This window comes from Arthrobacter sp. J156 (genome assembly GCF_056172865.1).
Map to the genome: position 1 here is coordinate 1,454,190 of NZ_CM149650.1, position 24,240 is coordinate 1,478,429.

The following is a 24,240-nucleotide window of genomic DNA, read 5'->3' on the forward strand; positions in this document are numbered from 1 at the left end:
GCCGCCCGTGGACCGGACCGCCGGCACCGGGCGGCCGGCGGGGCGCCGGAGCAGCAGCCCAGGAAAGAGGACCCGCACGAGCATGGCCCGACGCCAGAAGACAGCTCCCGAAGAGGACTTCACGGAGACCATCGTCGACATCGACGTCACGAGCGAGATGGAGGGCTCGTTCCTCGAGTACGCCTACTCGGTGATCTACTCGCGCGCCCTCCCGGACGCCCGCGACGGCCTCAAGCCGGTGCAGCGGCGCATCCTCTACATGATGACCCAGATGGGCCTGCGCCCCGACCGCGGGCACGTCAAGAGCGCACGCGTGGTCGGCGAGGTCATGGGCAAGCTCCACCCCCACGGCGACGCGGCGATCTACGACGCGATGGTGCGCATGGCACAGGGCTTCGCCTTGAGGCTTCCGCTCATCGACGGGCACGGGAACTTCGGCTCCCTCGACGACGGCCCCGCGGCCCCCCGCTACACCGAGGCCCGGATGGCCTCCCCCGCGGTCGCGATGACCGACTTCCTCGACGAGGACGTCGTGGACTTCATCCCGAACTACGACAACCAGCTCCTGCAGCCGGAGGTCCTCCCGGCGGCCTTCCCGAACCTGCTCGTCAACGGCACCACGGGCATCGCCGTCGGCATGGCCACCAACATGGCCCCGCACAACCTCGGCGAGGTCGTCGCGGCGGCCCGGCACCTCGTGGACCACCCGGACGCGACGCTCGCCGACGTCATGCGGTTCATCCCGGGCCCGGACCTGCCCACGGGCGGGATCATCGTGGGCCTGGACGGCATCAAGGACGCCTACGCCACGGGGCGCGGCTCGTTCAAGACGCGGGCGAAGGTCGAGCTCGAGCAGATCACGCCGCGCCGCAGCGGGCTCGTCGTCACGGAGCTGCCGTACATGGTGGGCCCGGAGAAGGTGATCGAGAAGATCAAGGACGCCGTGACGTCCAAGAAGCTCGCCGGCATCGCCGACGTCGTGGACCTCACGGACCGCAAGCACGGGCTGCGGCTCGTGATCGAGCTCAAGAACGGCTTCAACCCCAACGCCGTCCTGCAGCAGCTGTACAAGCTCACGCCGATGGAGGACTCCTTCGGCATCAACAACGTCGCCCTCGTCGACGGCCAGCCACGGACCCTGGGCCTGCTGGAGCTGCTGCAGGTGTACGTGGGCCACCGGCTCGACGTCGTCCGCCGCCGCACCGCCTTCCGGCTGGGGCGGAAAAAGGACCGGCTGCACCTCGTCGAGGGCCTGCTGATCGCGATCGTAGACATCGACGAGGTCATCCAGATCATCCGCACCTCGGACGAGACGGCGGCCGCCCGGCAGCGCCTCATGGCGGTCTACGACCTGACGGAGGTCCAGGCCAACCACATCCTGGAACTGCGCCTGCGCCAGCTGACCCGCTTCTCCCGGATCGAGCTCGAGAAGGAGCAGGACGAGCTCAAGCGCGAGATCGACCGGCTCGAGGCCATCCTGGCCTCCGACGCCCTGCTTCGCGAGGTCGTCTCCGGGGAGCTCGCCGAGGCCGGTGAGCGCTTCGCGACCCCGCGCCGCACGGTGCTGCTCAAGGCGGAGGGGACGACGCCGCTCAAGGGCACCGTGATGCCCGCTCCGGCCGCCGCGGGCGGGGCCAAGGCCCCGTTGTCCCTCGAGATCGCGGACGATCCGTGCTGGGTCCTGCTCTCGGCCACGGGGCAGCTGGCCCGCACCGCGGACGCGTCGCCCCTGAACGATTCCGGACCCCGGGCCAAGCACGACGTCCTCGCGTCGGTGGTCCGCACGACGGCCCGCGGCGAGCTCGGCGCCGTGACCTCCGCGGGCCGGATGCTGCGCCTGCAGGTCGTGGACATGCCCGTGGTCCCGTCGACGGCCGGGCTCCCGCAGCTGGCCGGCGGCGTCCCGGCGAAGGATTTCGCGCCCTTGGCGAAGGGCGAGCGCGTCGTGGCGGTGGTCCCGATGAACACCGTGGTCGCCCTGGGCACGCTGCAGGGCGTGGTCAAGCGCGTCACCCCGGACTACCCGCTGAACCGCGACGAGTTCGAGGCCGTGACGCTCAAGCCCGGCGACGCCGTCGTGGGGGCCGCCCCGGCGGCGGACGACGACGAGCTCGTCTTCATCACGCGCGGCGCGCAACTGCTGCGCTATCCGGCCTCGGCGGTGCGCCCGCAGGGCCGGACGGCAGGCGGCATGGCCGGCATCAAGCTCGGCGGCGGGGACGCGGTGGCCTCGTTCGGCGTCGTTGCGGCGGATGATCCGCAGGCCGTCGTCGTGACGATCGCGACGGGTTCCGGCACGCTTCCGGGCACGGGCGCGGGGACCGTCAAGGTGACGCCGCTGGCGGAGTATCCCGCGAAGGGCCGGGCGACCGGGGGCGTGCGCGCCCACCGCTTCCTCAAGGGCGAGGACACGTTGTCCCTGGCCTGGACGGGGCACGGCCCCGCGCGGGCGGCGTCGGCGGCCGGCGTCGCCCGCGCCCTGCCCACGGAACACGGGCGCCGCGACGGATCCGGCGTTCCCCTCGCCCAGTCCGTCGAGCTGCTCGGCGGTTCGCTTCCCCCGCAGGACGACGCCGTGGCCCCGGCCCCGGGGTCCGGCGGCGGCCCGGGCGCGCACGAGGGGCGTGACGCGCCGCCGACGCTGCCGGGCCTGCCCGAGCCGGAACCGGCGCGCGCCTCCCTGCGCGCCCCGGAAGAGGATTCCGTCCCGTTCGGGGACGCGGGAGTCGTCCAGACGGATTGAACCGGGGCCTCAGGAGGCGGCCGGGGAGGCCGCTCCGAGCGCGGTCACGGCGTCGCCGGGAGCGGCGAGGCGGGGATCGTGGGTCACGAGGACGACCGACCGTCCCGAGAGTCCGCGCCGCAGGTCGGCGATGAGGTCCGCGGCCTCGTCCTGCCCCAGGTGGGCGGTCGGCTCGTCGAGGAGGACGACGTCGGAGCGGGCCACGAGCGCGCGGGCCGCGGCGAGGCGCTGGCGCTGGCCGCCCGAGAGGTGGTGGCCACCGGATCCGATCCGCGTCGCGAGGCCCTCGGGCTGGCGCGAGAACCAGGAGCCCAGACCGACGGCCCCGAGCGCGTCGACGAGCTCGGCGTCCGTGGGGGCGTCGTGCTCCGGCCGCCCCAGGCCGAGGTTGGAGCGCACGCTCGAGTCGAAGAGGTGGGCCTCCTGGGGGCACCACGCCACGCGGGCGAAGTCGTCCGCGGCCGCGGCCCGCCACGGGCCCGTCCCCGTCCGGGCCTCGAGGCGGCCGGAGCGCAGGGGCAGGGCCCCGAGCAGGACGGCGAGCAGCGTGGACTTGCCGGTCCCGGAGGGCCCCGTGACGAGGGTCCACCGCCCCGGAGCGGCCTCGAGGTCCAGGTCCGCGAACACGTCCGGCCCGTCGCCCCAGCCGCCGGCTCCCCCGCTCAACCGGAACCGGAGGGGGCCGCCCGCGGCGGCGAGGGCGCGCGGGGGAGCCCCGTCCGCCGTCGTCGGGCCCTGAAGGGGACGGCCGGCCGCGGCGTGCGGGTCGTCGAGGACCCCGGCGACGCGGCGCAGCCCGTCGCCGAGCTGCGGGAGCTGCCGCGCGGCCGCCGCCGTGGAAGCCACCGGCTCGCCGAGCGCGAGGAGGGTCAGCGCGGCGATCGCGGCCGCCTCCGCCGTCCCGGCGACGCCGCCGACGGAGCAGAGCGCGGCGACGGCGGCCGCCGAGGCCAGGAGGACGGCTCCGCCCTGGCCGATCCCGTCGGCGCGTCCGGCGCGCTTGAGCTTCGAGGTCGCCGCGGCGTCCTCGCGCGCGAAGCGTTCCACGGCGTGCCGCGCGGCCCCGTTGCCGCCGAGGTCCACGGCGGCGGCGAGCAACGTGGGGACGCGGGTGCCGAGGGCGATCCGGTGCCCGGCGAGCGCCCTGCCGGAACGCCGTTCGACGGCGATGACGAGCACGGGCAGCAGGACCCAGCCGGCCACGCCGAGCGCCACCGCGGCGCCGAGGCCCGCCGGCGCCCAGAGCGCGATCGCCGTGGCGGCGAGTGCCCAGGTGGCGATCCCGGCGAGCGGGGGCACGAGGACGCGGGGAACGGTGTCGCGGACCTCGTCGACCTCCGCGACGAGGTGTCCCAGCGCCGCGCCGGAGCGCGTGATGCGCCCCCAGTGCCGGGGCTGGGAGACGAGGGCGTCCCAGAGCCGCTCGCGCACCGTTCCGGCCCAGCGCAGGAGGGCGTTGTGCACGGCGAGCTGTTCGAGGTAGCGCAGCACGGCCCGTCCCATGCCGAAGAAGCGGACGCCGACGATGGCGACCATGAGATGCAGCATGGGCGGCTGGTGGCTCGCCGTGACGATCAGCCATCCCGACACCGCGGTGAGCGCCGCGGCGAAGGCCAGGGCCAGGGTCCCGTAGCCGATGCCGAGGGCGAGCCCGCCCCGGCCCCAGGGCAGGCCGCCGACGAGCGAGAAGGCCCTCCCCGCCGTGCCGCGGGGACCGTCGTCGTCGGCCCAGCCGGCGGTGGAGGAGGTCTCCGCGGCCGCGGCAGGAGCCGGCAGGGCGGTGGACGCCCCGGGGCCCGCCGCCTGAACGGCGTCGAACGGCCGCGCGGTGCCCCGGGGGGAAGCCCCCCGGGACGCCCGCGGATCGGCCGAACGGAGCTCGGCGGCCAGGACGCGGTCGTGCGTGGCCACGAGGACGGCCCGTCCCGGCAGCGCCCGGACCATGGCGGCCCGGACAGCGGCCGCGGACTCCGGGTCCAGGTGCGCCGTCGGCTCGTCCGCGATGAGGAGGGCGCACGGGGCCCCATAGGCGATCCTGGCCAGCGCACGCGCGACCGCCAGGCGGCGCAGCTCGCCCGGGCTGCACTCGTCGGGGCGCCGCCCGGCCAGACCGGTCAGCGCGGTCTCGGCGAGGAGTCCGCGCACCTCGTCCTCCCCGAGCGGGCGGCCCGCATGCAGGGCCAGCTCGGCGGCGACCGTCTCCTCCGTGAAGCGGGGGTGCTGCGGGATCCAGGCCGTGGCCGAGCGGTCCACGGCGAGGGCGCCATCCACGACGGCGGAGGCCGGGAGCCGTCCGAGGACCGCATGGAGCAGCGTCGACTTGCCGCTTCCGCTCGCGGTGTCGAGGACCTCCACGCCCCCGGCGGGCAGGACGAGGTCCCGGGCCTGGAGCGCCGGGGGCGCCCCGGCGCCGAAGCGCACGGCGAGCCCCTCGAGGCACAGCGCCGTGCCCGGAGCCGGCGGCTCCGCCGACGGATGGGAGGCCCCGGCCGTCCCCGTCCCGGACCGCCCGCCGCCGTCGTCCGTTCCCTCTGCCGCGCCGGTGCCCGCGAGCACGGCCTTCGAGCGCTCCATCGCCTCGACCCCGTCCTCGGAGGCGTGGAAGGCCGCGCCGACCTCGCGCAGCGGGGCGAAGCACTCCGGGGCGAGGATCAGGGCCAGCAGGCCCGTCTCGAGCCCGATGCCCCCGTGCACGAGCCGGACGCCGATGAAGACGGCGACGACGGCCACGGAGATCGTCGCGATGAGCTCGAGCGCCAACCCGGACAGGAACGCCGTGCGCAGCGTGCCGAGGGTCGTCGCGCGGTAGTCCTCCGAGGCGCGGGCCACGGCGCGTCCACGGCCGCCGGCCCGGCGCACGCCGATGAGGGCGGGCAGGCCCTGGGCGAGCTCGAGGAGGTGCCCGGAGATCCGTTCCAGCCCGTCGGCCGCCTCCCGCACCCGGTCCTGGGTGTGCAGGCCGATGAGGGCCATGAAGAGCGGCACGAGCGGCAGCGTCAGGAGCACGACGAGGGCCGAGACCCAGTCGGCGAAGAGGATCCTGGCCCCCACGAGCGCGGGGACGACGGCCGCGGCGACGAGCGCGGGGAGGTAGCGCGTGTAGTAGTTGTCCAGCCCGTCGAGCCCCCTCCCGGCGAGCGCCGCGATCGCGCCCGGTCCCTGGGGGTTCCGGACTCCGGCGACTCCCGCCCCGACGAGCCGGGCCCGCAGCCGCTCCTTGGCCCCGAGGCCCGCGCGCAGCGCTGCGTGCTGGGTGGCCCAGGCCGCTCCCCCGCGCAGGAGCGCGCCGGAGAGCCCGAACGCGAGGGCGCGGGGCGCGTCGAGCTCCCCGCCCGCGGCGAGCTGGGCGATCCCGGTGGCGAGCGCGTCGGCGAGCAGCACGAGCCCGGCGGCCTTGGCGGCGGCGAGCACGGCGAGGACGGCCAGGGCGCGGCGCGTCCCGGGGTCCTCGGGCAGGGAGGGCTTCACGGGCGGGTCCTAGGCGATCGGGGTGACGCGGTGGGCCTGCGGGATGTGCGCCTCGCTGATGCGCCGGCGGAAGACCCAGTAGGTCCATCCCTGGTAGGCCAGGACGAGCGGGATCCCGAAGGCGGCGACGATGCTCATGAGGCCCAGCGTGTAGGGGCTCGACGACGCGTTGCCGACCGTGAGGTCGAACGCGGCGTCCAGCGTGGACGGGAGCACCACGGGGTAGGCGGCGGTGAAGACCGCCGCGACCCCCGCGAGGAGGAAGCCGCCGAGGGCGAGGAACGCCCGGCCTTCCCGTCCCGCGCGGGCGGACGCCCAGGCGGCGATCGCGAGGGCGAGCCCCACGGCGATCAGGAGGAACGGAACGGTCCCTCCCCCGCGCAGCGCGACGACGAGGGCCCACGCGGCCATCGGCGCGATCGCGAGCGGCAGCCAGCGCACCACCGCCCGGCGGGCGCGGGCGCGGAGGTCGCCGTCGGTCTTCAGGCAGAGGAAGGCGAGGGCCTGGACCAGGCTGAACCCGACGACGGCGAGGCCCCCGAGCACGGCGTAGCCGTTGAGCCAGGCGAACGCCCCGCCCACGCGGTCGCCGTTGGCGTCGAGCGGCAGGCCCGTCGTGGTCAGCGCGAGCATGGCGCCCACGCCGAAGGCCGCGGTGAAGCTTCCGAGGCACAGCGCCCAGTCCCACAGCTCCCGCGCCCTCCGGGTGTGCGCCTTGCCCCGGTATTCGAAGGCCACCGCGCGGAAGATCAGCGCCAGCAGGACGACCACGAGCGGAAGGTAGAGCGCGGAGAAGAGCGAGGCGTACCAGTACGGGAACGCGGCGAACGTGGCGCCGCCGGCGGTCAGCAGCCAGACCTCGTTGCCGTCCCAGACGGGGCCGACGGTGTTGATCAGGACGCGGCGCTGGGTGTCCCCGCGCGCGAACGTGCGCAGCAGCATGCCGACGCCGAGGTCGAATCCCTCGAGGAAGAGGTATCCGCTCCAGAGGACGGCGATGAGGATGAACCAGAGGGTGGGCAGGAAGTCCATGGGGTGTTCCTTGGTCTCTCGCGGGGGTCGGTGCGGGCTAGTAGGCGAAGGACAGGACGTCGTCGTCGCGCTGCGGGCCATCGCCTGGACGGTGGTTCAGCTCGGGCATCGCGGAGCCGGCGCCGCCGCGCACGAACCGCGTGAGCAGCACGAGCTCGACGACGAGCAGCACGGCGTAGACGAGCGTGAGGGCCACGAGGGAGAAGAGCATCTCCCCCGCCGAGACGCCGGGCGAGACGGCGGCTGCCGTGAACATGAAGACCTGGTCGATGCCCTCGAAGCTCGGGTTGGGGACGACGACGAACGGCTGGCGGCCCATCTCGGTGAAGATCCAGCCGGCCGAGTTCGCCCCGAAGGGGGCGAGGATGCCCAGCACGGCCAGCCGGGAGATCCAGCGGTTGTCCGGGACGGTGCCCTTGCGGGTCATCCACAGGGCCACGAGCGCGGCGAACGCCGCGAGGCCGCCGAAGGTGATCATGAGCCGGAAGCCCCAGTAGGTGACCTCCATGAGCGGCAGGTAGTTGATCTCCTGGCCGGCGCGGTCCCCGTAGATCGAGTCGTGGGGCAGGTGGGTGCCGTACTTCTCCTGGTACTCGGGCAGCAGCGTGTTCACGCCCTTGACCTCGGTCGTGAAGTCGTCGTTGGCGAGGAAGGACAGCAGCCCGGGGATCTCGTAGACGGCCACGACGTCGTCGCACGTCGTGGCGCCGTCGGCGCCGAGGTTGCCGATCGTCAGGACGGAGAAGCCCGTGCCGTCGTGGCAGGCCGCCTCGGCGGCGGCCATCTTCATGGGCTGCTGCTCGAACATCAGCTGGGCCTGCGCGTGCCCGGAGAAGGCGACGCCGGCGAAGGAGACCATCGCGACGACGGCGCCGAGGCGCAGGGACTTGAGCCACACGGCGTGGTCGGTGCGGTCGCGGTTGCGGCCGAGCTCCGGGTCCTCTCCGACCACGACCCGCCCCTGGGCGTCGACCGTGTCGATGCCGGCGGAGCGGCGCTTGTAGAGGTGGTACCAGGAGATGCCCAGCAGGAAGCCGCCGGCGACGGCGAACGCGCCGAAGATGGTGTGGGGGAAGGTGACCATGGCGGTGTTGTTGGTGAAGACCGCCCAGGCGTCGGTCATGACGGCCCGGCCGTCGACGATCTCGGTGCCCACGGGGTGCTGCATCCAGGAGTTGGCGACGAGGATGAAGTAGGCGGAGAGGATCGTGGCGAGGGAGGCGCACCAGATGCAGGCGAGGTGGATCCGCTTCGGCAGGCGGTCCCAGCCGAAGATCCACAGGCCGAGGAACGTGGACTCGACGAAGAAGGCCAGGAGGGCCTCCATGGCCAGCGGGGCGCCGAAGACGTCCCCGACGAAGCGGCTGTACTCGCTCCAGGCCATGCCGAACTGGAACTCCTGGACGATCCCCGTGGCCACGCCCATGATGAAGTTGATCAGGAAGAGCTTGCCCCAGAACTTGGTCATCCGCAGGTATTCCTCGCGGCCCGTGCGGTGCCAGGCCGTCTGCAGCACGGCGACGAGGAGGCCGAGGCCGATCGTCAGGGGCACCATGAGGAAGTGGTAGACGGTCGTGATGCCGAACTGCCAGCGGGCGATCTCCAAGGGATCCACTGCGGGTCCTTCCCATCCGTGGCGCGGGCTGTCCCGACACCGTGGGGCCAACTTCTACGACTCGTAGAATACTCCGGTTCTACTGCATGTAGAAATCTGGGGCGAATCGGAGTAGATTGATACACCGGATGGGGTCCCGGCGACGGCCGGAGCAGGACCCGTGGACGTCGTGATCGAAGGAAACCGCACTTGGCCTCACTTGGCGAACTTGAGCGATCCGTCATGGACCTCTTGTGGGACAGCGATGGCGCGCGCACCGCGAACGAACTGCGCGACGACCTGGCGCAGGCCGGCGGCGACGACGGCAAGGAGCTCGCGGTCACCACCGTGCTCACGGTACTGGCCCGGCTCGAGAAGAAGCACCTCGTGGCCCGCGAACGGGACACGCGTCCCCACCGCTACCGCGCCGTCACGAGCCGCGAGGAGCACACCGTCGAGCTCATGAACGAGGCCCTCGGCAACGTCATGGACCGCGAGGCCGTGCTGGCCCGCTTCGTCGGCGGCATCTCGGCCGAGGAGGCGGAGGCGCTGCGCCGGATCCTGGGCGACGGCCGGCCGGCCTGACGTTTCCGGTAGGGTCCTGACCGTGTGGACCACTTCCTACCTCCTGGCCGGGCTGGCCCTGCTGCTGGCCTGGCCTGTTCCCGTGTGGCTCTCCAGGTCCGCCTGGACGGCCCGCTCCCCCTTCGCGTCCCTCGTGCTCTGGCAGGCCATCGCCCTCGCGGGCGGCCTGTCGATGATCGGTTCGATGCTCATCTGGGGACTCGAACCGCTCGGGGACAACCTGCTCGCCGCCGTCGGCTCCTTCTGGCAGCTCTTGCTGGGACGGACGGCGAACACGCTCGATCCCGTCCATGTCTTCGCTCTGTCCGCGGCCCTGCTCCTGGGCGCCCACCTGGTCTTCACGCTCCTGCTCACGGCCGTCCGGGTCGGACGGCAGCGCACGCGCCACCGCCGGCTGCTCGCCCTGCTCGGCGATCCCTCCCCCGCCAGGCCGGGCACCGTCGTCGTCCAGCACGACATCCCCGTGGCGTACTGCCTGCCCGGTTTCAACGGCTCCGTGACGGTCCTCTCGCGCGGACTGCTCGAGACGCTCGACGAGGCCGGCCTGCAGGCCGTCGTCGCCCACGAGCGCGCGCATCTGGACCAGCGCCACGACGTCCTGGTCCTGGCCTTCGCCTCGTGGCATCAGGCACTGCCGTGGCTCCCGACCTCGAAGCTGGCCCAGAGCGCGGTGCAGGAGCTCATCGAGATGCTGGCCGACGACGCCGCCCTCAAGGAGGTCCCGCGGGAGGTCCTGTTGCGCTCACTCGTCTCCGTGGCCGCCGCCTCCGGGGGCCTGGATCCGGCGTCCGACGCCGAGCCGGACGGCGCGCGGGAAGCCGGCGCGCCCACCGGGGGCGGTTCCGGCGGGTCCGTCGAGGCAGCGCGCGCCGCCTCCGGGGTCCCCGCGGCCGGGCTGTCCTCGCGCCGGCTCAAGCGCCTCCTGCACGCCGCGGACCCGCTGCCCAGGGCCTCGCTGGCGGGCCTCCTGGCGGCGTCGGCGCTGCTCATCGGCGTCCCCACCGCGCTCCTGGTCGCGCCCGGCCTGCTGGGCTGACCCGGTCCGCGGCCCGACGGCTCGGGCCCGACGGACTGGGCCTGGGGCGCCGCCGGCGCGTGCTGCCGGCGGCGGGCCGCCGAGGGGCTCAGGCGTCGATCTGCTCGCGGTCGAGCCGCTCCGCGCCGGAGACGATGAACTCCTTGCGCGGAGCCACGTCGCTGCCCATGAGCAGCTCGAAGATCCGTTCCGCCTGCTCGGCGTGGGCGATGTTCACGCGCCGCAGCGTCCGGTGCCGGGGATCCATGGTCGTCTCCGCGAGCTGTTCGGCATCCATCTCGCCGAGGCCCTTGTAGCGTTGGATGGGCTCCTTGTACCGGCGCCCGTCGGCCTCGAGGCCCTTGAGCACGCGGTGCAGCTCCGCCTCGGAGTACGTGTAGACCATCTCGTTCGCCTGGGCGCCGGGATTGACCACCTCGACGCGGTGCAGCGGGGGCACGGCGGCGTAGACGCGGCCCGCCTCGACCATGGGCCGCATGTAGCGGAAGAACAGCGTCAGCAACAGGGTGCGGATGTGCGCGCCGTCGACGTCGGCGTCCGTCATCAGCACGACCTTGCCATAGCGGGCCGCGGCGAGGTCGAAGCTGCGCCCGGACCCCGCGCCGACGACCTGGATCAGGGCGGCGCACTCTGCGTTGGAGAGCATGTCGCCGACCGAGGCCTTCTGCACGTTCAGGATCTTGCCGCGGATGGGCAACAGGGCCTGGAAGTCGGAGCTGCGGGCGAGCTTCGCGGTGCCGAGGGCGCTGTCGCCCTCGACGATGAACAGCTCGGAGCGTTCGACGTCGTCGCTGCGGCAATCGGCGAGCTTGGTGGGCAGGGACGACCCTTCGAGGGCCGTCTTGCGGCGCTGGGTCTCCTTGTGGACGCGGGCCGAGATGCGCGACTTCATCTCGCTGACGACCTTCTCCAGCAGCTGGCCGGACTGGGCCTTGTCGGCGCGCGACGTGGAGGACAACCTGGCGCCGAGCTCCTTCTCCACGACGCGGGAGACGATCTGGCGCACCGCCGAGGTACCGAGGATCTCCTTCGTCTGGCCCTCGAACTGGGGCTCCGCCAGGCGGACGGTGAGGACCGCGGTGAGTCCCGCGGCGACGTCGTCCTTCTCGATCTTGTCGTTGCCCGCCTTGAGCTTGCGGGCGTTCGACTCGACGGCCTTGCGGAAGGACTTCAGCAGCGCCTGCTCGAAGCCCGTCTGGTGCGTCCCGCCCTTCGGCGTGGCGATGATGTTCACGAAGCTGCGCACCGAGGTGTCGTAGCCGATCCCCCAGCGCAGGGCGATGTCGACCTCGCACACGCGCTCCACGTCGGCGATGCGGCTGTGCCCGGACTCGTCGAGGACGGGGACGGATTCCTTGAACGTCCCGGAGCCCTGGATCCGCCAGATGTCCGTCACGGCGGGGTCGTTGGAGAGGTAGTCGACGAACTCGGAGATGCCGCCGTCGTGGTGGAAGACCTCCTCGACGGGGCCGTCCTCGCCGGCCGTGCCCTTCAGCTTGCGCTCGTCGTGCAGCTCGATCCGCAGCCCGGGAACTAGGAACGAGGTCTGCCGGGCCCTGGCCTCGAGCTCCTCATAGGAGAAGCGGGCGTCGGGGGTGAAGATCTGGCGGTCCGACCAGTAGCGGATCCGCGTCCCGGTCACTCCCCGCTTGGCCTTGCCGACGACGTCGAGCACCGAGTCCTCGACGAACGGTTCGAAGGGCGCGTCGGGCTTGGGCCTGCCGGTGTCCTTGAAGCGGCCGGGCTCGCCACGCCGGAACTGCATCCGGTACGTCTTGCCGCCGCGGTCGACCTCGACGTCGAGCCGGGAGGAAAGGGCGTTGACGACGCTGGCGCCGACGCCGTGGAGGCCCCCCGACGCCGTGTACGAGCCGCCGCCGAACTTGCCGCCGGCGTGGAGCTTTGTGAAGACGACCTCGACGCCCGTCAGGCCCGTCTTGGGTTCGACGTCCACGGGGATGCCGCGGCCGTCGTCGTGGATCTCCACCGAACCGTCGGGATGCAGCCTGACCCTGATGTTCTGGCCGTGGCCGGCCAGCGCCTCGTCGACCGAGTTGTCGATGATCTCCCAGAGGCAGTGCATGAGCCCGCGCGAGTCGGTGGAGCCGATGTACATGCCGGGGCGCTTGCGGACGGCCTCGAGGCCCTCGAGGACGGAGAGGTGCCTGGCGTTGTACTCAGAACTCGGTGCCACGAGCGGTGTTCTCCTTGTGTTTCGTTCCAGCGGAAACCGGCCGTTCCTACGCTAGTGCCCCGCACCGTCAAATGCCGCCCGGCTCGCCGCCGGGGCATCCGGCCGAGGCTTCGAGAGCCATCCGTGACCGAAGCGATGCTAAGCGGTAAGCGAAAGTGGGCCCCGAATGCGAAGAATCCGGGGCCGCTGCTGGTTGTATTAGGTACACACGTACTAAGGAGGTCGTCATGACAGCAACCACGGTCGCTACCCGTGGCCTTACGAGTCTGGACCGTTGCGACCGCTGCGGCGCCCAGGCCTACGTCCGCGCAGTCCTGGAGACCTCGGGCGGGGAGCTGCTCTTCTGCGGCCACCACGCCCGCGCGGTCGAGTCCAAGCTCCGTCCGATGACCACCCGTTGGCAGGATGAGACGAGCAGGCTCCACGAGAAGCCGAGCTTCGCCGACGAGGACTGAGGTCCCGGCCGGCAGGAACAGGAGAAGGGGGCGGCACCGGTTCACCGGTGCCGCCCCCTTCGCCGTGGGCCCGGAGGCCCGGACGTCCTAGTCCAGGTAGTCCCGCAGGACCTGCGAGCGCGACGGGTGGCGCAGCTTGGACATCGTCTTGGATTCGATCTGGCGGATGCGCTCGCGCGTCACGCCGTAGACCTTGCCGATTTCGTCTAAAGTCTTCGGCTGTCCGTCGGTCAGGCCGAAGCGCATGGCCACGACGCCGGCCTCGCGCTCGGAGAGGGTGTCCAGCACCGAGTGCAGCTGCTCCTGGAGGAGCGTGAAGCTCACGGCGTCGGCCGGGACGACGGCCTCGGAGTCCTCGATGAGGTCGCCAAACTCGGAGTCGCCGTCCTCGCCGAGCGGGGTGTGCAACGAGATCGGCTCGCGGCCGTACTTCTGCACTTCGACGACCTTTTCCGGGGTCATGTCCAATTCGGCGGCCAGCTCGTCCGGGGTGGGTTCGCGGCCGAGGTCCTGCAGCATCTGCCGCTGGACGCGGGCGAGCTTGTTGATGACCTCGACCATGTGCACCGGGATGCGGATGGTGCGGGCCTGGTCGGCCATGGCGCGCGTGATGGCCTGGCGGATCCACCAGGTCGCGTACGTCGAGAACTTGAAGCCCTTGGTGTAGTCGAACTTCTCCACGGCGCGGATCAGGCCCAGGTTGCCCTCCTGGATGAGGTCCAGGAACAGCATGCCGCGACCCGTGTAGCGCTTGGCGAGCGAGACCACGAGGCGCAGGTTGGCCTCGAGCAGGTGGTTCTTGGCGATCTTGCCGTCATGGATGACCTGCTCCAGGTCCCAGCGCAGGCGCTTGTCCATGGAGTCGTCGGCCGCCGCGAGCTTCTCCACCGCGTAGAGGCCGGCCTCGATCCGCAGGGCGAGGTCCACTTCCTGCTCGGCGTTGAGCAGGGCGACCTTGCCGATCTGCTTGAGGTAGTCCTTCACGGGGTCGGCCGTCGCGCCCGCGACCATGACCTGCTGCTGGGGGGCGTCGTCCTCGTCGCTGGTCAGCACGAATCCGCGCGTCTCGTCCTCGCCCGTCGCGGCCGCGGGGGCCGCCTCGGCCTCCGGTTCGGCGGCCTCGGCCAGCTCGGTCGGCTCGGGCTCGACGGCGTCGTCGTCGGGATCCCCGGCCGGGTCATCGGCCTCGACGGCGCCCTTGGCGGCCGCCTTCGCGGTCGGCTTCTTGGCCGCCGGGCCGCCGGCGGCCTTCGCGGCCTTGTTCCTCGCCCGGGTCCGCGCGGCCTTCTGCTGCGGAGTCAGCTCCTCCGTCTCCTCGGTGTCGTTGCCGGCGGCGGAGCCGCCCTGGGTCTTCGGAGGGCTTGTCTGGGAAGCGGACACGAAATACCTTTCTCGCGGTTCGTCCGTGGCGCCGCCTTGGGGGCAACACCACTATGACCCTGTCAAGTCCGGGTCCCGCCGCACGGCGGATCCAGACGCAGGGTCCACCTCAGTGAACGCCTGCGACCGGCCTTTTGTTCCCAGCCGTCGCCGGGCGGGAACGGGGCCGCGATGCGGCCCAAGGACACGGACCCAACCGGGTCTGCGGTATCAAGTCTCTCATGTTTCGGGCACCTCCCCGTGCCACCGCCTACCAGGACCGCGGAGCCGCCTCCTTCCAGGCCGCCGAGGGATCCTGGGCCCAGGGCGGAAGGACGCCCCGCTGCAACATCACGTCGAGGAGGGTGGCGAGGCGGTCGGGCCGTCCCGCGTCCGGGCGGGACAGCAGCGCGTCCGCCGCGGAGCTGCGCCCTCGCGCCCACTCGATCCAGGCCACGAGCGTCAACACGGCCTCCCGGTCCGTGTCCCGCGCGGCGTCGGCCAGTCCCCGGCCGATCTCCCACAAGCGGTCCAGGAGCGCCCAGTCCGGAGGGGACTCGACGAAGCCGGAGAGCATTTCGGCCACCTCGGAGCAGTCGTGTCCCGTTTCGAGTCGGCCGGTGGCCGCGCAGTACAGGAGGCGGTCCCTCACGTCGGGGTCCGCAAGCGCCGCGAGGTGCCGTGCGGTGGCGACGGGCTCCGCCCTCAGATCGGCCAGGACGGCCGCGGGTTCGCTCTTCAGCAGTCGGCACCAGGCCAGCAGCTGGAGGTCGGGATCGGGGCGCCCATACGTCCCGGCGAGGATCGAGTCCACGGCCTCGCGGACGGTCTCGAGGGCCGGCCACGGCCCCGCCTCACCGGACCACCAGGCCCGGAGCGGGGCGCTGCCGCCGAAGACGAGCCGCGCATTGGCCTCCGAGTCCACGATCGAGCTGAGCGGGCGGCCCCGGGGAGGGCAGCAGTCCGCGTCCGTGCACCCGTAGCCGCGGTAGCCCTGGGCACCCACGTGCCAGGCTTCCGGCAGCTCGATGCCGCGGCGCGCGAGTTCCCCGCCGACGGCGTCCACGAGGGCCCGGTGGGGAGGCCCGCCGGCGTCGTCCGGCCCGCTGCTGTAGACCACGGCGAAGACCCTGTCGAGGGCCGGGATGCGGTCAAGGTAGCCGACGGCCCGCCGGGCGGTCGCGGCCACGCCGTGCGGCACGGGGCCACCGCGGGGCAGGTCGACGCGGAGGGTCGCGATGAGGCGGCCCGCGCCCACCGGCAGCAGGACGAGGCATTCTTGCGGTTGGACGCCGAGCTGGTGCGGCACGATGGCCAGGAGCGAGGCGGAGTCCGTGACGGTCAGGGGCTTCTTGATGGCGTTCATGGACCCACTGTCCCGGCCCACCGGGCCGCCCGCACCCACCGCGCGGGCGCTTGTGGACGGGACCGTCCCCCTCCCCCGTGGACGCCCTCCTGTGCGGGGCCTTTTCGGGCGCCCGGGCCGGCTCAGTCCGGTTCCGGGCCGGCCGCTCCCGCGGTCGGTCCACCGGCGCCGGGTCCTCGGCGGGAGCGGCGGCGCTCCGCCACGGCCTGCAGGATCGGGCGGACGACGACACCTTCGCGCGCCAGCGCCGCCCGCACCTTGCGCCGGGCGCCGAGGATGCCCACGGCGCCCATCACGAGCGGGACGAGCTGGAAGGCGAGGGCCCACCGGAAGGCCTCGAGCGTGTAGAGCGCGCCGGTGCCTCCGCCGAGGACGTGGATGGCATCGAGGATGGCGCCGACGGCGTACACCGACACGAGGGCGGCGAGGAACCCGCCGACGTTGACGATGCCGGTCGCCGTGCCGATGACGTGCGGAGGATTGAACGTGCGGGCGAAGTCGAAGCCGATCATCGAGCCGGGCCCGCCGATGGCGACGACCACGAGCAGCACCACGAGGACGGGGACCGGAGCGGGGCCCGGCCAGAGCAGGACGACGGCCCAGCCAGCGGCGATCGAGGCGATGATGGCGAGGGCGAGCGTCGAGCGCCGCAGCGGATGGCGGGAGACGGCCGAGCCGAAGACGGGTCCGAACAGGAGCGCGACGGCCACGAAGATCGACATGAGCGCCGAGGCGGTCGCGGGGGCGAGGCCCTGGCCGGAGACGAGGAAGGGGTAGCCCCAGGAGAGCAGGAAGAGGTTGGCGGAGAACTGGGTGCCGAAATGCGTCCAGAAGCCCAGCCGCGTCCCGGGCTGGCGCCAGGCCGCGGCGAGCATCGCGAGGGTCTTGGGCCGTCCGCCCACGGGCGGGGCCTCGCGGGCTCCGGCGGGCTCGTTGCGGATCACGACGACGGCGAGGACGACGGCGAGCCCGCCGAGCGCTGCGAGGGACAGGAACGCGTTGGTCCACCCGGCCCATTTCAGCACCGCGACGAAGGGGACGAGGCTCAGGAGCTGGCCGAGCTGGCCGACCATGCCCGTGAACTGGGTCAGCATGGGGATCCGGTAGCCGGAGAACCAGGCCGGCAGGAGCCGGATCACGGACACGAAGGTCATGGCGTCCCCGGCGCCGACGAAGAAGCGTCCCAGCAGGCCGGCGGCGACCGAATCGGCGAGCGCGAGCAGCGCCTGCCCCACGACCATCAACAGGGCGCCACCGGTGATCATGGCCCGCGCGCCGAGGCGGTCCACGAGCAGCCCGACGGGGATCTGCAGCCCGGCATAGACGATGAGCTGGACGACGGAGAAGGTCGCGAGGATGGAGGCGGTCGCGTCGAACCGCTCGGTGGCCTGCAGCCCCGCCACGCCGAAGCTCGTGCGCTGGGTGACGGCGATGAGGTAGGCGGACACGCCCGCGCCCCAGACGAGCCAGGACCTCGCCGAGTCCAGGCCCCGGGCGCGTGGGGTCACTGCCCTCCCTCGCCGGGGGCGGCCTCGGGACCGTGCGTGGAGAGGAAGGCCTCGACGGCGTCGGCCAGGTCCTCGGCGTCGGGCAGGGCGTCGTGCTCGTCCAGCAGGAGCGAGCGGCGCCCGGCCGCCGGGACGAACTCGTCGAAGCGCTCCTCGAAGGCGGAGACCATCTTCTGGATGTCGGGCGAGTCGGCGACCTGCGCGTCGATCTCCTCGCCGGTCCGGCGCGCGGCCTCGCGCAGCCGGTCCGTGGGCAGCCCGAGCCCCAGCGCGGCGCCGAGGAACTCGAGCGCGGACACGGCGACCTGCGGGTACCGGCCGTCGGCGAGGTAATGCGGTACGTGGAGCGAGTAGCCGACGGCGTCGCGCCCGGCCTCGATGAGCCGCATCTCGATGAGGTGCGCCGCGGCCGCGGGGATCTCGGCGGTCGGGTTCCAGGTCGAGATCCCCTCCCGCAGCTCGGGGCGGTTCCCGTGGACGGTCACGCCCATCTGCCGCGTGTGCGGGACGGGCATCGGCACACCGCCGAAGGAAGCGGTCAGGGTGACGTTGAGCGCGGCGGCGACGAGGACGACGGCGGACGCGAACCTCTCCCACTGCAGGTCCGGTTCCGGTCCGGTCAGGAGGAGGAAGTCGGTGCCGAGGCCGTCCGTGAGCCGGTACAGCTCGATCCGCGGCCGCTGGTAGGCGGTGAAGCGGTCGCCGAGGAAGGTGATCTGCGGCCGGCGTTCGCGGTAGTCGAGGAGCTGGTCGGCGTCGAACGCGGCGACGAGCTCGTGGTCGAGGGAGTCGAGCAGCTCGCTGCGGACCTGGCGGACGACATCGCCCGCGTCCGCGTGCCCGTGGAGCGCGACGATCATCCCCAGGCCCTGGAGCCGGACGTCGTCGACCACCGCATCGTTGAGCTTGACGAGGGACTGGGGGTCGAGCACGGGACTCCTTCCGGCGGCTGGGACTGGCATGGGATGTCAACCCGGGGCCCGGCCGTTTTCTTCCCGGGCACCGTTGCAGTCTAGCCGCGCCCCGGCCACCACGGCCGTGATGGACGCTACGATCGATACCACCGAAAGCACCCGCCGCGGGCAGCACCCGTGCCCCCGGCCCGCCCACCGCCGCAGACCGAAGGAACAGATCACGTGATCAACGCCAGCGAGCTCAAGCTGACCGCCGTCTCCACCGACATCAAGCGCGTGGCCGCCGACGCCGTCGTCGTCGGCGTCGCACCCGCAGCGGAAGGCGGCAACGGCTCCGCGCCGCGCCTCGTCGACGCGCCGCTGCCCGCCGCGCAGGCCGCCGCGCTGGAGGCCTCGCTGTCCGGACTCGGCGCGACGGGCGCCGCGGACGAGCTGCTGCGCCTGCCCGCCCCCGAGGGTCTGAAGGCCCCGGTCCTGGTCCTGGCCGGGCTCGGCCGGGAGGGCGCCGCGGGCGGAGCCGAGGCGCTGCGCCGTGCCGCCGGCTCGGCCGCCCGTCAGCTCGCGGGCCTCGGCAAGGTCGTCTTCGCCCTGCCCGCTCCGACGGCCGAGGCCGCCGCTGCGGTGGCCGAGGGCGCCGCGATGGGCGCCTACGGCTTCTCGAGCCACCGCTCCGAGGCCCCGGGGAAGTCCCCGCTCACGGAGGCCGTCATCGCCACCGCCGCGTCCGCCGACAAGTCGCTCCCCGCGGCCCTGAAGCGCGCCGCGGTGCTCGGGCGGGCCGTGCGCGCCGTCCGCGACCTGGTCAATACGGCCCCCAACGTCCTCTACCCGGAGTCGTTCGCCCAGGCGGCCGTCGAGGCCGCCAGGTCCCTCAAGCTCAAGGTCACCGTCCTGGACGAGAAGCGGCTCGAGAAGGACGGCTACGGGGGGCTGATCGGCGTCGGGCGCGGCTCGGCCCGCCCGCCGCGCCTCGTCAAGGTCGAGTACGCCCCCGCCAAGGCGGCCGCGCACGTGGCCTTCGTCGGCAAGGGGATCACGTTCGACACGGGCGGCATCTCCCTCAAGCCGCCGGCCAGCATGTTCACGATGAAGTCGGACATGGCGGGCGCGGCGACCGTGCTGCAGGCCGTCCTGGCGATCGCCGAGCTCGGGCTGCCCGTCAAGGCCACCGCGTGGCTGTGCCTCGCGGAGAACATGCCCTCCGGCACCGCGACCCGTCCCGGCGACGTCGTGACGATGTTCGGCGGGAAGACGGTGGAGATCCTCAACACCGACGCCGAGGGCCGGCTCGTCATGGCGGACGGCCTCGTCGCGGCGAGCGCCGAGAAGCCGGACGCGCTCATCGACGTCGCGACGCTGACCGGCGCCCAGCTCATCGCCCTCGGCAACCGCACGACGGGCATCATGGGCGAGGATGGGCTGCGCGACGCCCTCAAGGCCGCCGCGGACCGCTCCGGCGAGACCGCCTGGCCGATGCCGTTGCCCGAGGAGCTCCGCCCCTCGATCGACTCCCAGGTGGCGGACCTGGCCAACATCGGAGAACGCCACGGCGGCATGATGACGGCCGCCGTCTTCCTGCGGGAGTTCGTGGGCGAGGTCGACGGCACCCCCATCCCGTGGGCCCACCTCGACATCGCCGGGCCGTCCTTCAACGAGGGTTCGCCCTACGGATACACCCCGAAGAACGCGACCGGCGCCTCGCTGCGCACGCTCGTCGCCTACGCCGAGTCCCTCGCGGCCCGCTAGGACACGTCCACGCCCCCGGGAGCCGCTGACGGCAGCTCGCGGGGGCGTCGTGCGTCCCGCCACAGGGCTCCCCCTGCGGAGGGCAGCGGACCCCTTGCGTGAAGGCCGTCACGCACGGGTGGGCGGTCGGTCACGGCGTGTGCATCGGGGCGCGTGCACCCGCTAAGGTAAAGCTGACACATCACCATGAAGCACCGGCGCGGACCACAGCCGTGGCCGGACCACCCAACGGACGGCTCCCGGAGGACGGGGGTCCATCACACGCGAGGGAGCGTTCACGTGGCCGATACGGCAACAACGCAAGAATTCGACGTCCTGATCCTCGGCGGCGGCAGCGCCGGCTACTCGGCCGCGCTGCGCGCGGTCCAGCTCGGCTTCACCGTGGGCCTCATCGAGAAGGCCAAGCTCGGCGGCACCTGCCTGCACACGGGCTGCATCCCGACGAAGGCCTACCTGCACTCCGCCGAGCTCGCCGAGAACGCCCGCGAAGGCGCCAAGTACGGCATCAACACGACCCTCGAGTCCATCGACCTGGGCAAGGTCCGCGACTACAAGGACGGCATCGTCGCCGGCAAGTTCAAGGGCCTCTCGGGTCTGCTGAAGATGAAGAAGGTCACGGTCATCGAGGGCGACGGTCGCCTCGTGGGCCCGGATGCCATCGACGTCGACGGGGTCCGGTACACGGGCAAGAACATCATCCTCGCCACGGGTTCCACGTCCAAGACCATGGGCATCGAGATCGGCGGCCGCGTGCTGACCTCCACCGAGGCGCTGAACATGGACACCCTGCCGAAGAGCGCGATCGTGCTCGGCGGCGGCGTCATCGGCGTCGAGTTCGCCTCCGTCTGGAACTCCTTCGGCGTCGACGTGACGATCATCGAGGGCCTGCCGAGCCTGGTCCCCAACGAGGACCCGTCCATCATCAAGAACCTGGAGCGCGCCTTCAAGAAGCGCGGCATCAAGTTCAACACGGGCACCTTCTTCGAGAAGGTCGAGCAGTCCGGCGACGCCGCCAAGGTCACCCTCGCCGACGGCAAGACCTTCGAGGCCGACATCGTCCTCGTCGCCGTCGGCCGCGGCCCCGTGACCGAGGGCCTGGGCTTCGAGGAGCAGGGCATCACGATCGACCGCGGATTCGTCATCACCAACGAGCGCCAGCACACGGGCGTCGGCAACCTCTACGCGATCGGCGACATCGTCCCGGGCGTGCAGCTGGCCCACCGCGGCTACCAGCACGGCATCTTCGTCGCCGAGGAGATCGCGGGCCAGAACCCCGTCGTCGTCGAGGACATCAACATTCCGAAGGTCACCTTCTGCGAGCCGGAGATCGCCTCCGTCGGCTACTCCGAGCCCAAGGCGAAGGAGAAGTTCGGCGAGGACCAGATCGAGGTCCAGGAGTACAACCTCGCCGGCAACGGCAAGTCCTCCATCCTCGGAACCTCGGGTCTCATCAAGATGGTCCGCGTCAAGAACGGCCCGATCGTCGGCGTCCACGGCATCGGCGGCCGCATCGGCGAGCAGATCGGCGAGGCCCAGCTCATCGTGAACTGGGAGGCCTACCCGGAGGATGTCGCGCAGCTCATCCACGCCCACCCGACGCAGAACGAGTCCCTCGGCGAGGCGGCCCTCGCCCTCGCCGGCAAGCCGCTGCACGGCTGAGCCCCCCATGGCACCCCGGCGTCCCGCCGGGGTGCACTAAGCTCGAACGCAACGCCTCCACGGCCGCTCCGATCCATCGCCGGCCGCCACGAACCAAGTTGAAAGTATTGAGGAGAACGGGGACAAAATGTCTGAAACCGTGAACTTGCCGGCCCTCGGCGAAAGCGTCACCGAAGGCACCGTGACGCGCTGGCTCAAGGCCGTCGGCGACCGCGTCGAGGTCGACGAACCGCTGCTGGAGGTCTCCACCGACAAGGTCGACACCGAGATCCCGTCCCCCGTGGCCGGTGTCCTCGAGGAGATCCTCGTCGAGGAGGACGAGACCGCCGACGTCGGCGCTCCCCTCGCCCGGATCGGCGACGGCTCCGGCTCGGGCGCCGAGGCCCCGGCCGAGGAGCCCGCCCAGGAAGACGAGGCACCGGCCGAGGAGGCCGCGGCCGAGCCCGCCGCTGAGCAGGCCGACGAGGCCCCTGCCGCGTCCGGCGATTCCGACTCCGGCTCGGGCTCGGGCTCGGAGGTGACCCTCCCCGCGCTGGGTGAGAGCGTCACCGAGGGCACCGTGACGCGCTGGCTCAAGGCCGTCGGCGACGACGTCGAGGTCGACGAACCCCTCTTGGAGGTCTCCACCGACAAGGTCGACACCGAGATCCCGTCCCCCGTGGCCGGCAAGCTCCTGGAGATCCGCGTCGGTGAGGACGAGACGGCCGAGGTCGGATCCGTGCTCGCCGTGATCGGCTCCGGCTCCGCCGCCCCGACCCAGGACGCCCCGCAGCAGGATGCCGCGCAGGACGAGGCCCCCGCCGAGGAGCCGGCCGAGGAGGCCGCCCCCGCCACCCAGGAGCCCGTACCGGCCGAGGCACCGAAGCAGGAGCCGGCTCCCGCCCCCGAGGCCCCGAAGGCCGCCGCCCCGCAGGCGGCCCCCGCCGAGGCTCCCGCCGCGGACGGCGCCGAGGGCTACGTGACCCCGCTCGTGCGCCGCCTCGCCGCCCAGAACGACATCGACCTCTCCACGGTCAAGGGCACGGGCGTCGGCGGACGCATCCGCAAGCAGGACGTCCTGGAGGCCGTCGAGGCCGCCAAGGCCCCCACCGCGCCCGCCCCCGCGGCTCCGGCCCCGGCGTCGTCCGCCCCGGCCAAGGCCGCCGCCCCGGCGCCCGAGGCGTCCAAGCTGCGCGGCACCTCGGAGAAGGCCCCGCGCATCCGCCAGGTCATCGCCCGCCGCATGCGCGAGTCGCTGGACTCGTCCACGCAGCTGACGCAGGTGCACGAGGTCGACATGACGCGCATCGCCAAGCTGCGCGACGCCGCCAAGGCCGGCTTCCAGTCCGTCAACGGCACCAAGCTGACGTTCCTGCCGTTCATCGCCAAGGCCGTGGCCGAGGCGCTGAAGCAGCACCCGAAGCTGAACGCCGAGTACGACGAGGCGAAGCAGGAGATCACGTACCACAACGCCGAGCACCTGGCGATCGCGGTGGACACCGACAAGGGCCTGCTGGTCCCGGTCATCGCCAACGCGGGCGAGCTGAACCTGGCCGGGCTGGCCGGGCGCATCGCCGACGTCGCCTCCCGCACGCGCAACAACAAGATCGGTCCGGACGAGCTCTCGGGCGGGACGTTCTCGATCACGAACATCGGCTCGGTGGGGGCGCTCTTCGACACCCCGATCATCAACCAGCCGCAGGTGGCCATCCTCGGCACGGGCGCGATCGTCAAGCGCGCCGTCGTGGTCCCGAACGCCGACGGCGACGACACGATCGCCATCCGCCACATGATGTACCTGTCGCTCACCTACGACCACCGCCTCGTGGACGGCGCGGACGCGGGACGCTTCCTGCAGACGCTCCGTGCCCGTCTCGAGGAGGGCGCGTTCGAGGCCGACCTCGGACTGTAGCGGCTCCCCCGCCACGGCGGGCCGGGGGCGTGGATGCCACGGCATCCACGCCCCCGGCGTTTAAGCCCGCAGGTCAGGCTTGCCTTCTTCGACACGGCGTCGAAATCGCCACTATCCTTCAGGCATGGACTTCCTTCACTCGTTGCTCGTCTTCCTGCACATCCTCGGAGCGGCGGCCATCGTCGGCGGCTGGCTCGCGACGTTCAAGACCCCGACCGTCACGCAGTGGCAGTGGATCGGCGCCCTCGTCCAGCTCGTCTCGGGACTGGCGCTCGTGGCCGTCGCCGAGATGGGCGACGGCGACGGCCCGAACCACGCCAAGGTCGCCGTCAAGCTCGTCCTGGCCCTCGCCGTGGCCGTCGCCGCGTTCATCGGACGCCGCAAGGCCTCCAAGGGCGAAGAGGTCTCGACGGGGCTGGCCCACGCCGTCGGTGGGACCGCGCTGATCAACATCGCCGTCGCCGTCTTCTGGTAGACCCGGGCCCGGACCCCGCGACGGGTCCACGGGCCACGGCGGCATCCTCCGGGGAGGGGCGTCCACACCGGGCGCCCCTCCCCGTTGCCGTCTCCGGGGCCGGACCGGCGCGCGCGGCCGGGGCCCCGCAGCTGTTGGCTCCCCCGGCGGCCCCGCCTAGGATGGGCGCAGAGGCCACCGGTCCGGTGGCCGAACCCCAACAGCGAGGAGTCCCA

16 protein-coding genes are annotated in these 24,240 nt (G+C 72.6%); 8 read left to right on the top strand and 8 right to left on the bottom strand.

Features of this window, described 5'->3' with window-relative positions:
• Positions 1-82: 82 nt before the first annotated feature.
• Positions 83-2,743, top strand: a complete 2,661-nt coding sequence (locus AC0QR5_RS06730; protein ID WP_329860164.1) for a DNA gyrase/topoisomerase IV subunit A — start codon at positions 83-85, stop codon at positions 2,741-2,743.
• 9 nt (positions 2,744-2,752) lie between these two features.
• Here AC0QR5_RS06730 and cydC read toward each other — a convergent pair whose 3' ends face one another.
• The 3 genes from cydC to AC0QR5_RS06745 are packed head-to-tail and all read right to left on the bottom strand — an operon-like array spanning position 2,753 to position 8,858.
• Positions 2,753-6,211 carry a thiol reductant ABC exporter subunit CydC gene (cydC, locus tag AC0QR5_RS06735; RefSeq protein ID WP_329860165.1) on the bottom strand — a complete coding sequence of 1,153 codons (3,459 nt, stop codon included), beginning with the start codon at positions 6,209-6,211 and terminating at the stop codon, positions 2,753-2,755.
• Between the two features lie 9 nt (positions 6,212-6,220).
• The gene (cydB, locus tag AC0QR5_RS06740; protein ID WP_329860166.1) at positions 6,221-7,243 is read right to left on the bottom strand and encodes a cytochrome d ubiquinol oxidase subunit II; all 1,023 of its coding nucleotides are present in this window, start codon (positions 7,241-7,243) and stop codon (positions 6,221-6,223) included.
• A gap of 37 nt (positions 7,244-7,280) precedes the next feature.
• The gene (locus AC0QR5_RS06745) at positions 7,281-8,858 is read right to left on the bottom strand and encodes a cytochrome ubiquinol oxidase subunit I (RefSeq protein ID WP_329860168.1); all 1,578 of its coding nucleotides are present in this window, start codon (positions 8,856-8,858) and stop codon (positions 7,281-7,283) included.
• A gap of 189 nt (positions 8,859-9,047) precedes the next feature.
• Here AC0QR5_RS06745 and AC0QR5_RS06750 point away from each other — a divergent pair, with 189 nt between their 5' ends.
• Positions 9,048-9,422 carry a BlaI/MecI/CopY family transcriptional regulator gene (locus AC0QR5_RS06750; RefSeq protein WP_329860169.1) on the top strand — a complete coding sequence of 125 codons (375 nt, stop codon included), beginning with the start codon at positions 9,048-9,050 and terminating at the stop codon, positions 9,420-9,422.
• A 22-nt stretch (positions 9,423-9,444) separates the two neighbouring features.
• Positions 9,445-10,458 carry a M56 family metallopeptidase gene (locus tag AC0QR5_RS06755; RefSeq protein ID WP_329860170.1) on the top strand — a complete coding sequence of 338 codons (1,014 nt, stop codon included), beginning with the start codon at positions 9,445-9,447 and terminating at the stop codon, positions 10,456-10,458.
• 88 nt (positions 10,459-10,546) lie between these two features.
• Here the strand turns inward: AC0QR5_RS06755 and AC0QR5_RS06760 are convergent, their stop codons facing one another.
• Positions 10,547-12,652 carry a DNA gyrase/topoisomerase IV subunit B gene (locus AC0QR5_RS06760; protein ID WP_329860172.1) on the bottom strand — a complete coding sequence of 702 codons (2,106 nt, stop codon included), beginning with the start codon at positions 12,650-12,652 and terminating at the stop codon, positions 10,547-10,549.
• A gap of 227 nt (positions 12,653-12,879) precedes the next feature.
• Between AC0QR5_RS06760 and AC0QR5_RS06765 the strand changes: the two genes are divergently transcribed.
• On the top strand, positions 12,880-13,107 hold the full coding sequence (locus AC0QR5_RS06765; protein WP_329860173.1) for a DUF7455 domain-containing protein: 228 nt from the start codon (positions 12,880-12,882) through the stop codon (positions 13,105-13,107).
• 87 nt (positions 13,108-13,194) lie between these two features.
• On the opposite strand, the gene AC0QR5_RS06770 is transcribed toward AC0QR5_RS06765, so the two are convergent.
• From AC0QR5_RS06770 to AC0QR5_RS06785, 4 genes are all read right to left on the bottom strand, one after another.
• Positions 13,195-14,487, bottom strand: coding sequence for an RNA polymerase sigma factor (locus tag AC0QR5_RS06770; RefSeq protein ID WP_329860174.1), 1,293 nt, complete (start codon positions 14,485-14,487; stop codon positions 13,195-13,197).
• 250 nt (positions 14,488-14,737) lie between these two features.
• Positions 14,738-15,832, bottom strand: coding sequence for a DUF4192 family protein (locus AC0QR5_RS06775; protein WP_329860175.1), 1,095 nt, complete (start codon positions 15,830-15,832; stop codon positions 14,738-14,740).
• Positions 15,833-15,954: 122 nt separating this feature from the next.
• Positions 15,955-17,319, bottom strand: coding sequence for an MFS transporter (locus AC0QR5_RS06780; RefSeq protein WP_329860208.1), 1,365 nt, complete (start codon positions 17,317-17,319; stop codon positions 15,955-15,957).
• A 17-nt stretch (positions 17,320-17,336) separates the two neighbouring features.
• Positions 17,337-18,272: a PAC2 family protein gene (locus AC0QR5_RS06785; protein WP_329860176.1), complete on the bottom strand. Its 936-nt coding sequence runs from the start codon at positions 18,270-18,272 to the stop codon at positions 17,337-17,339.
• A gap of 204 nt (positions 18,273-18,476) precedes the next feature.
• On the opposite strand from AC0QR5_RS06785, the gene AC0QR5_RS06790 reads away from it, so the two are divergent.
• From AC0QR5_RS06790 to AC0QR5_RS06805, 4 genes are all read left to right on the top strand, one after another.
• Positions 18,477-20,000: a leucyl aminopeptidase gene (locus tag AC0QR5_RS06790; protein WP_329860178.1), complete on the top strand. Its 1,524-nt coding sequence runs from the start codon at positions 18,477-18,479 to the stop codon at positions 19,998-20,000.
• Between the two features lie 279 nt (positions 20,001-20,279).
• A complete protein-coding gene (lpdA, locus tag AC0QR5_RS06795) occupies positions 20,280-21,659 on the top strand; it encodes a dihydrolipoyl dehydrogenase (protein WP_329860179.1) in 1,380 nt (459 codons plus the stop codon).
• A gap of 127 nt (positions 21,660-21,786) precedes the next feature.
• Positions 21,787-23,550, top strand: a complete 1,764-nt coding sequence (gene sucB, locus AC0QR5_RS06800) for a 2-oxoglutarate dehydrogenase, E2 component, dihydrolipoamide succinyltransferase (RefSeq protein WP_329860180.1) — start codon at positions 21,787-21,789, stop codon at positions 23,548-23,550.
• A 124-nt stretch (positions 23,551-23,674) separates the two neighbouring features.
• Positions 23,675-24,025: a hypothetical protein gene (locus AC0QR5_RS06805; RefSeq protein WP_329860181.1), complete on the top strand. Its 351-nt coding sequence runs from the start codon at positions 23,675-23,677 to the stop codon at positions 24,023-24,025.
• The last annotated feature ends 215 nt before the right edge of the window (positions 24,026-24,240 follow it).

Excerpts from the sequence above, each read along its gene's own strand:
- AC0QR5_RS06730 (WP_329860164.1), top strand. The coding sequence starts at position 83 with ATGGCCCGACGCCAGAAGACAGCTCCCGAAGAGGACTTCACGGAGACC.
- cydB (WP_329860166.1), bottom strand. The coding sequence starts at position 7,243 with ATGGACTTCCTGCCCACCCTCTGGTTCATCCTCATCGCCGTCCTCTGG.
- AC0QR5_RS06765 (WP_329860173.1), top strand. The coding sequence starts at position 12,880 with ATGACAGCAACCACGGTCGCTACCCGTGGCCTTACGAGTCTGGACCGT.
- AC0QR5_RS06775 (WP_329860175.1), bottom strand. The coding sequence starts at position 15,832 with ATGAACGCCATCAAGAAGCCCCTGACCGTCACGGACTCCGCCTCGCTC.
- sucB (WP_329860180.1), top strand. The coding sequence starts at position 21,787 with ATGTCTGAAACCGTGAACTTGCCGGCCCTCGGCGAAAGCGTCACCGAA.
- AC0QR5_RS06805 (WP_329860181.1), top strand. The coding sequence starts at position 23,675 with ATGGACTTCCTTCACTCGTTGCTCGTCTTCCTGCACATCCTCGGAGCG.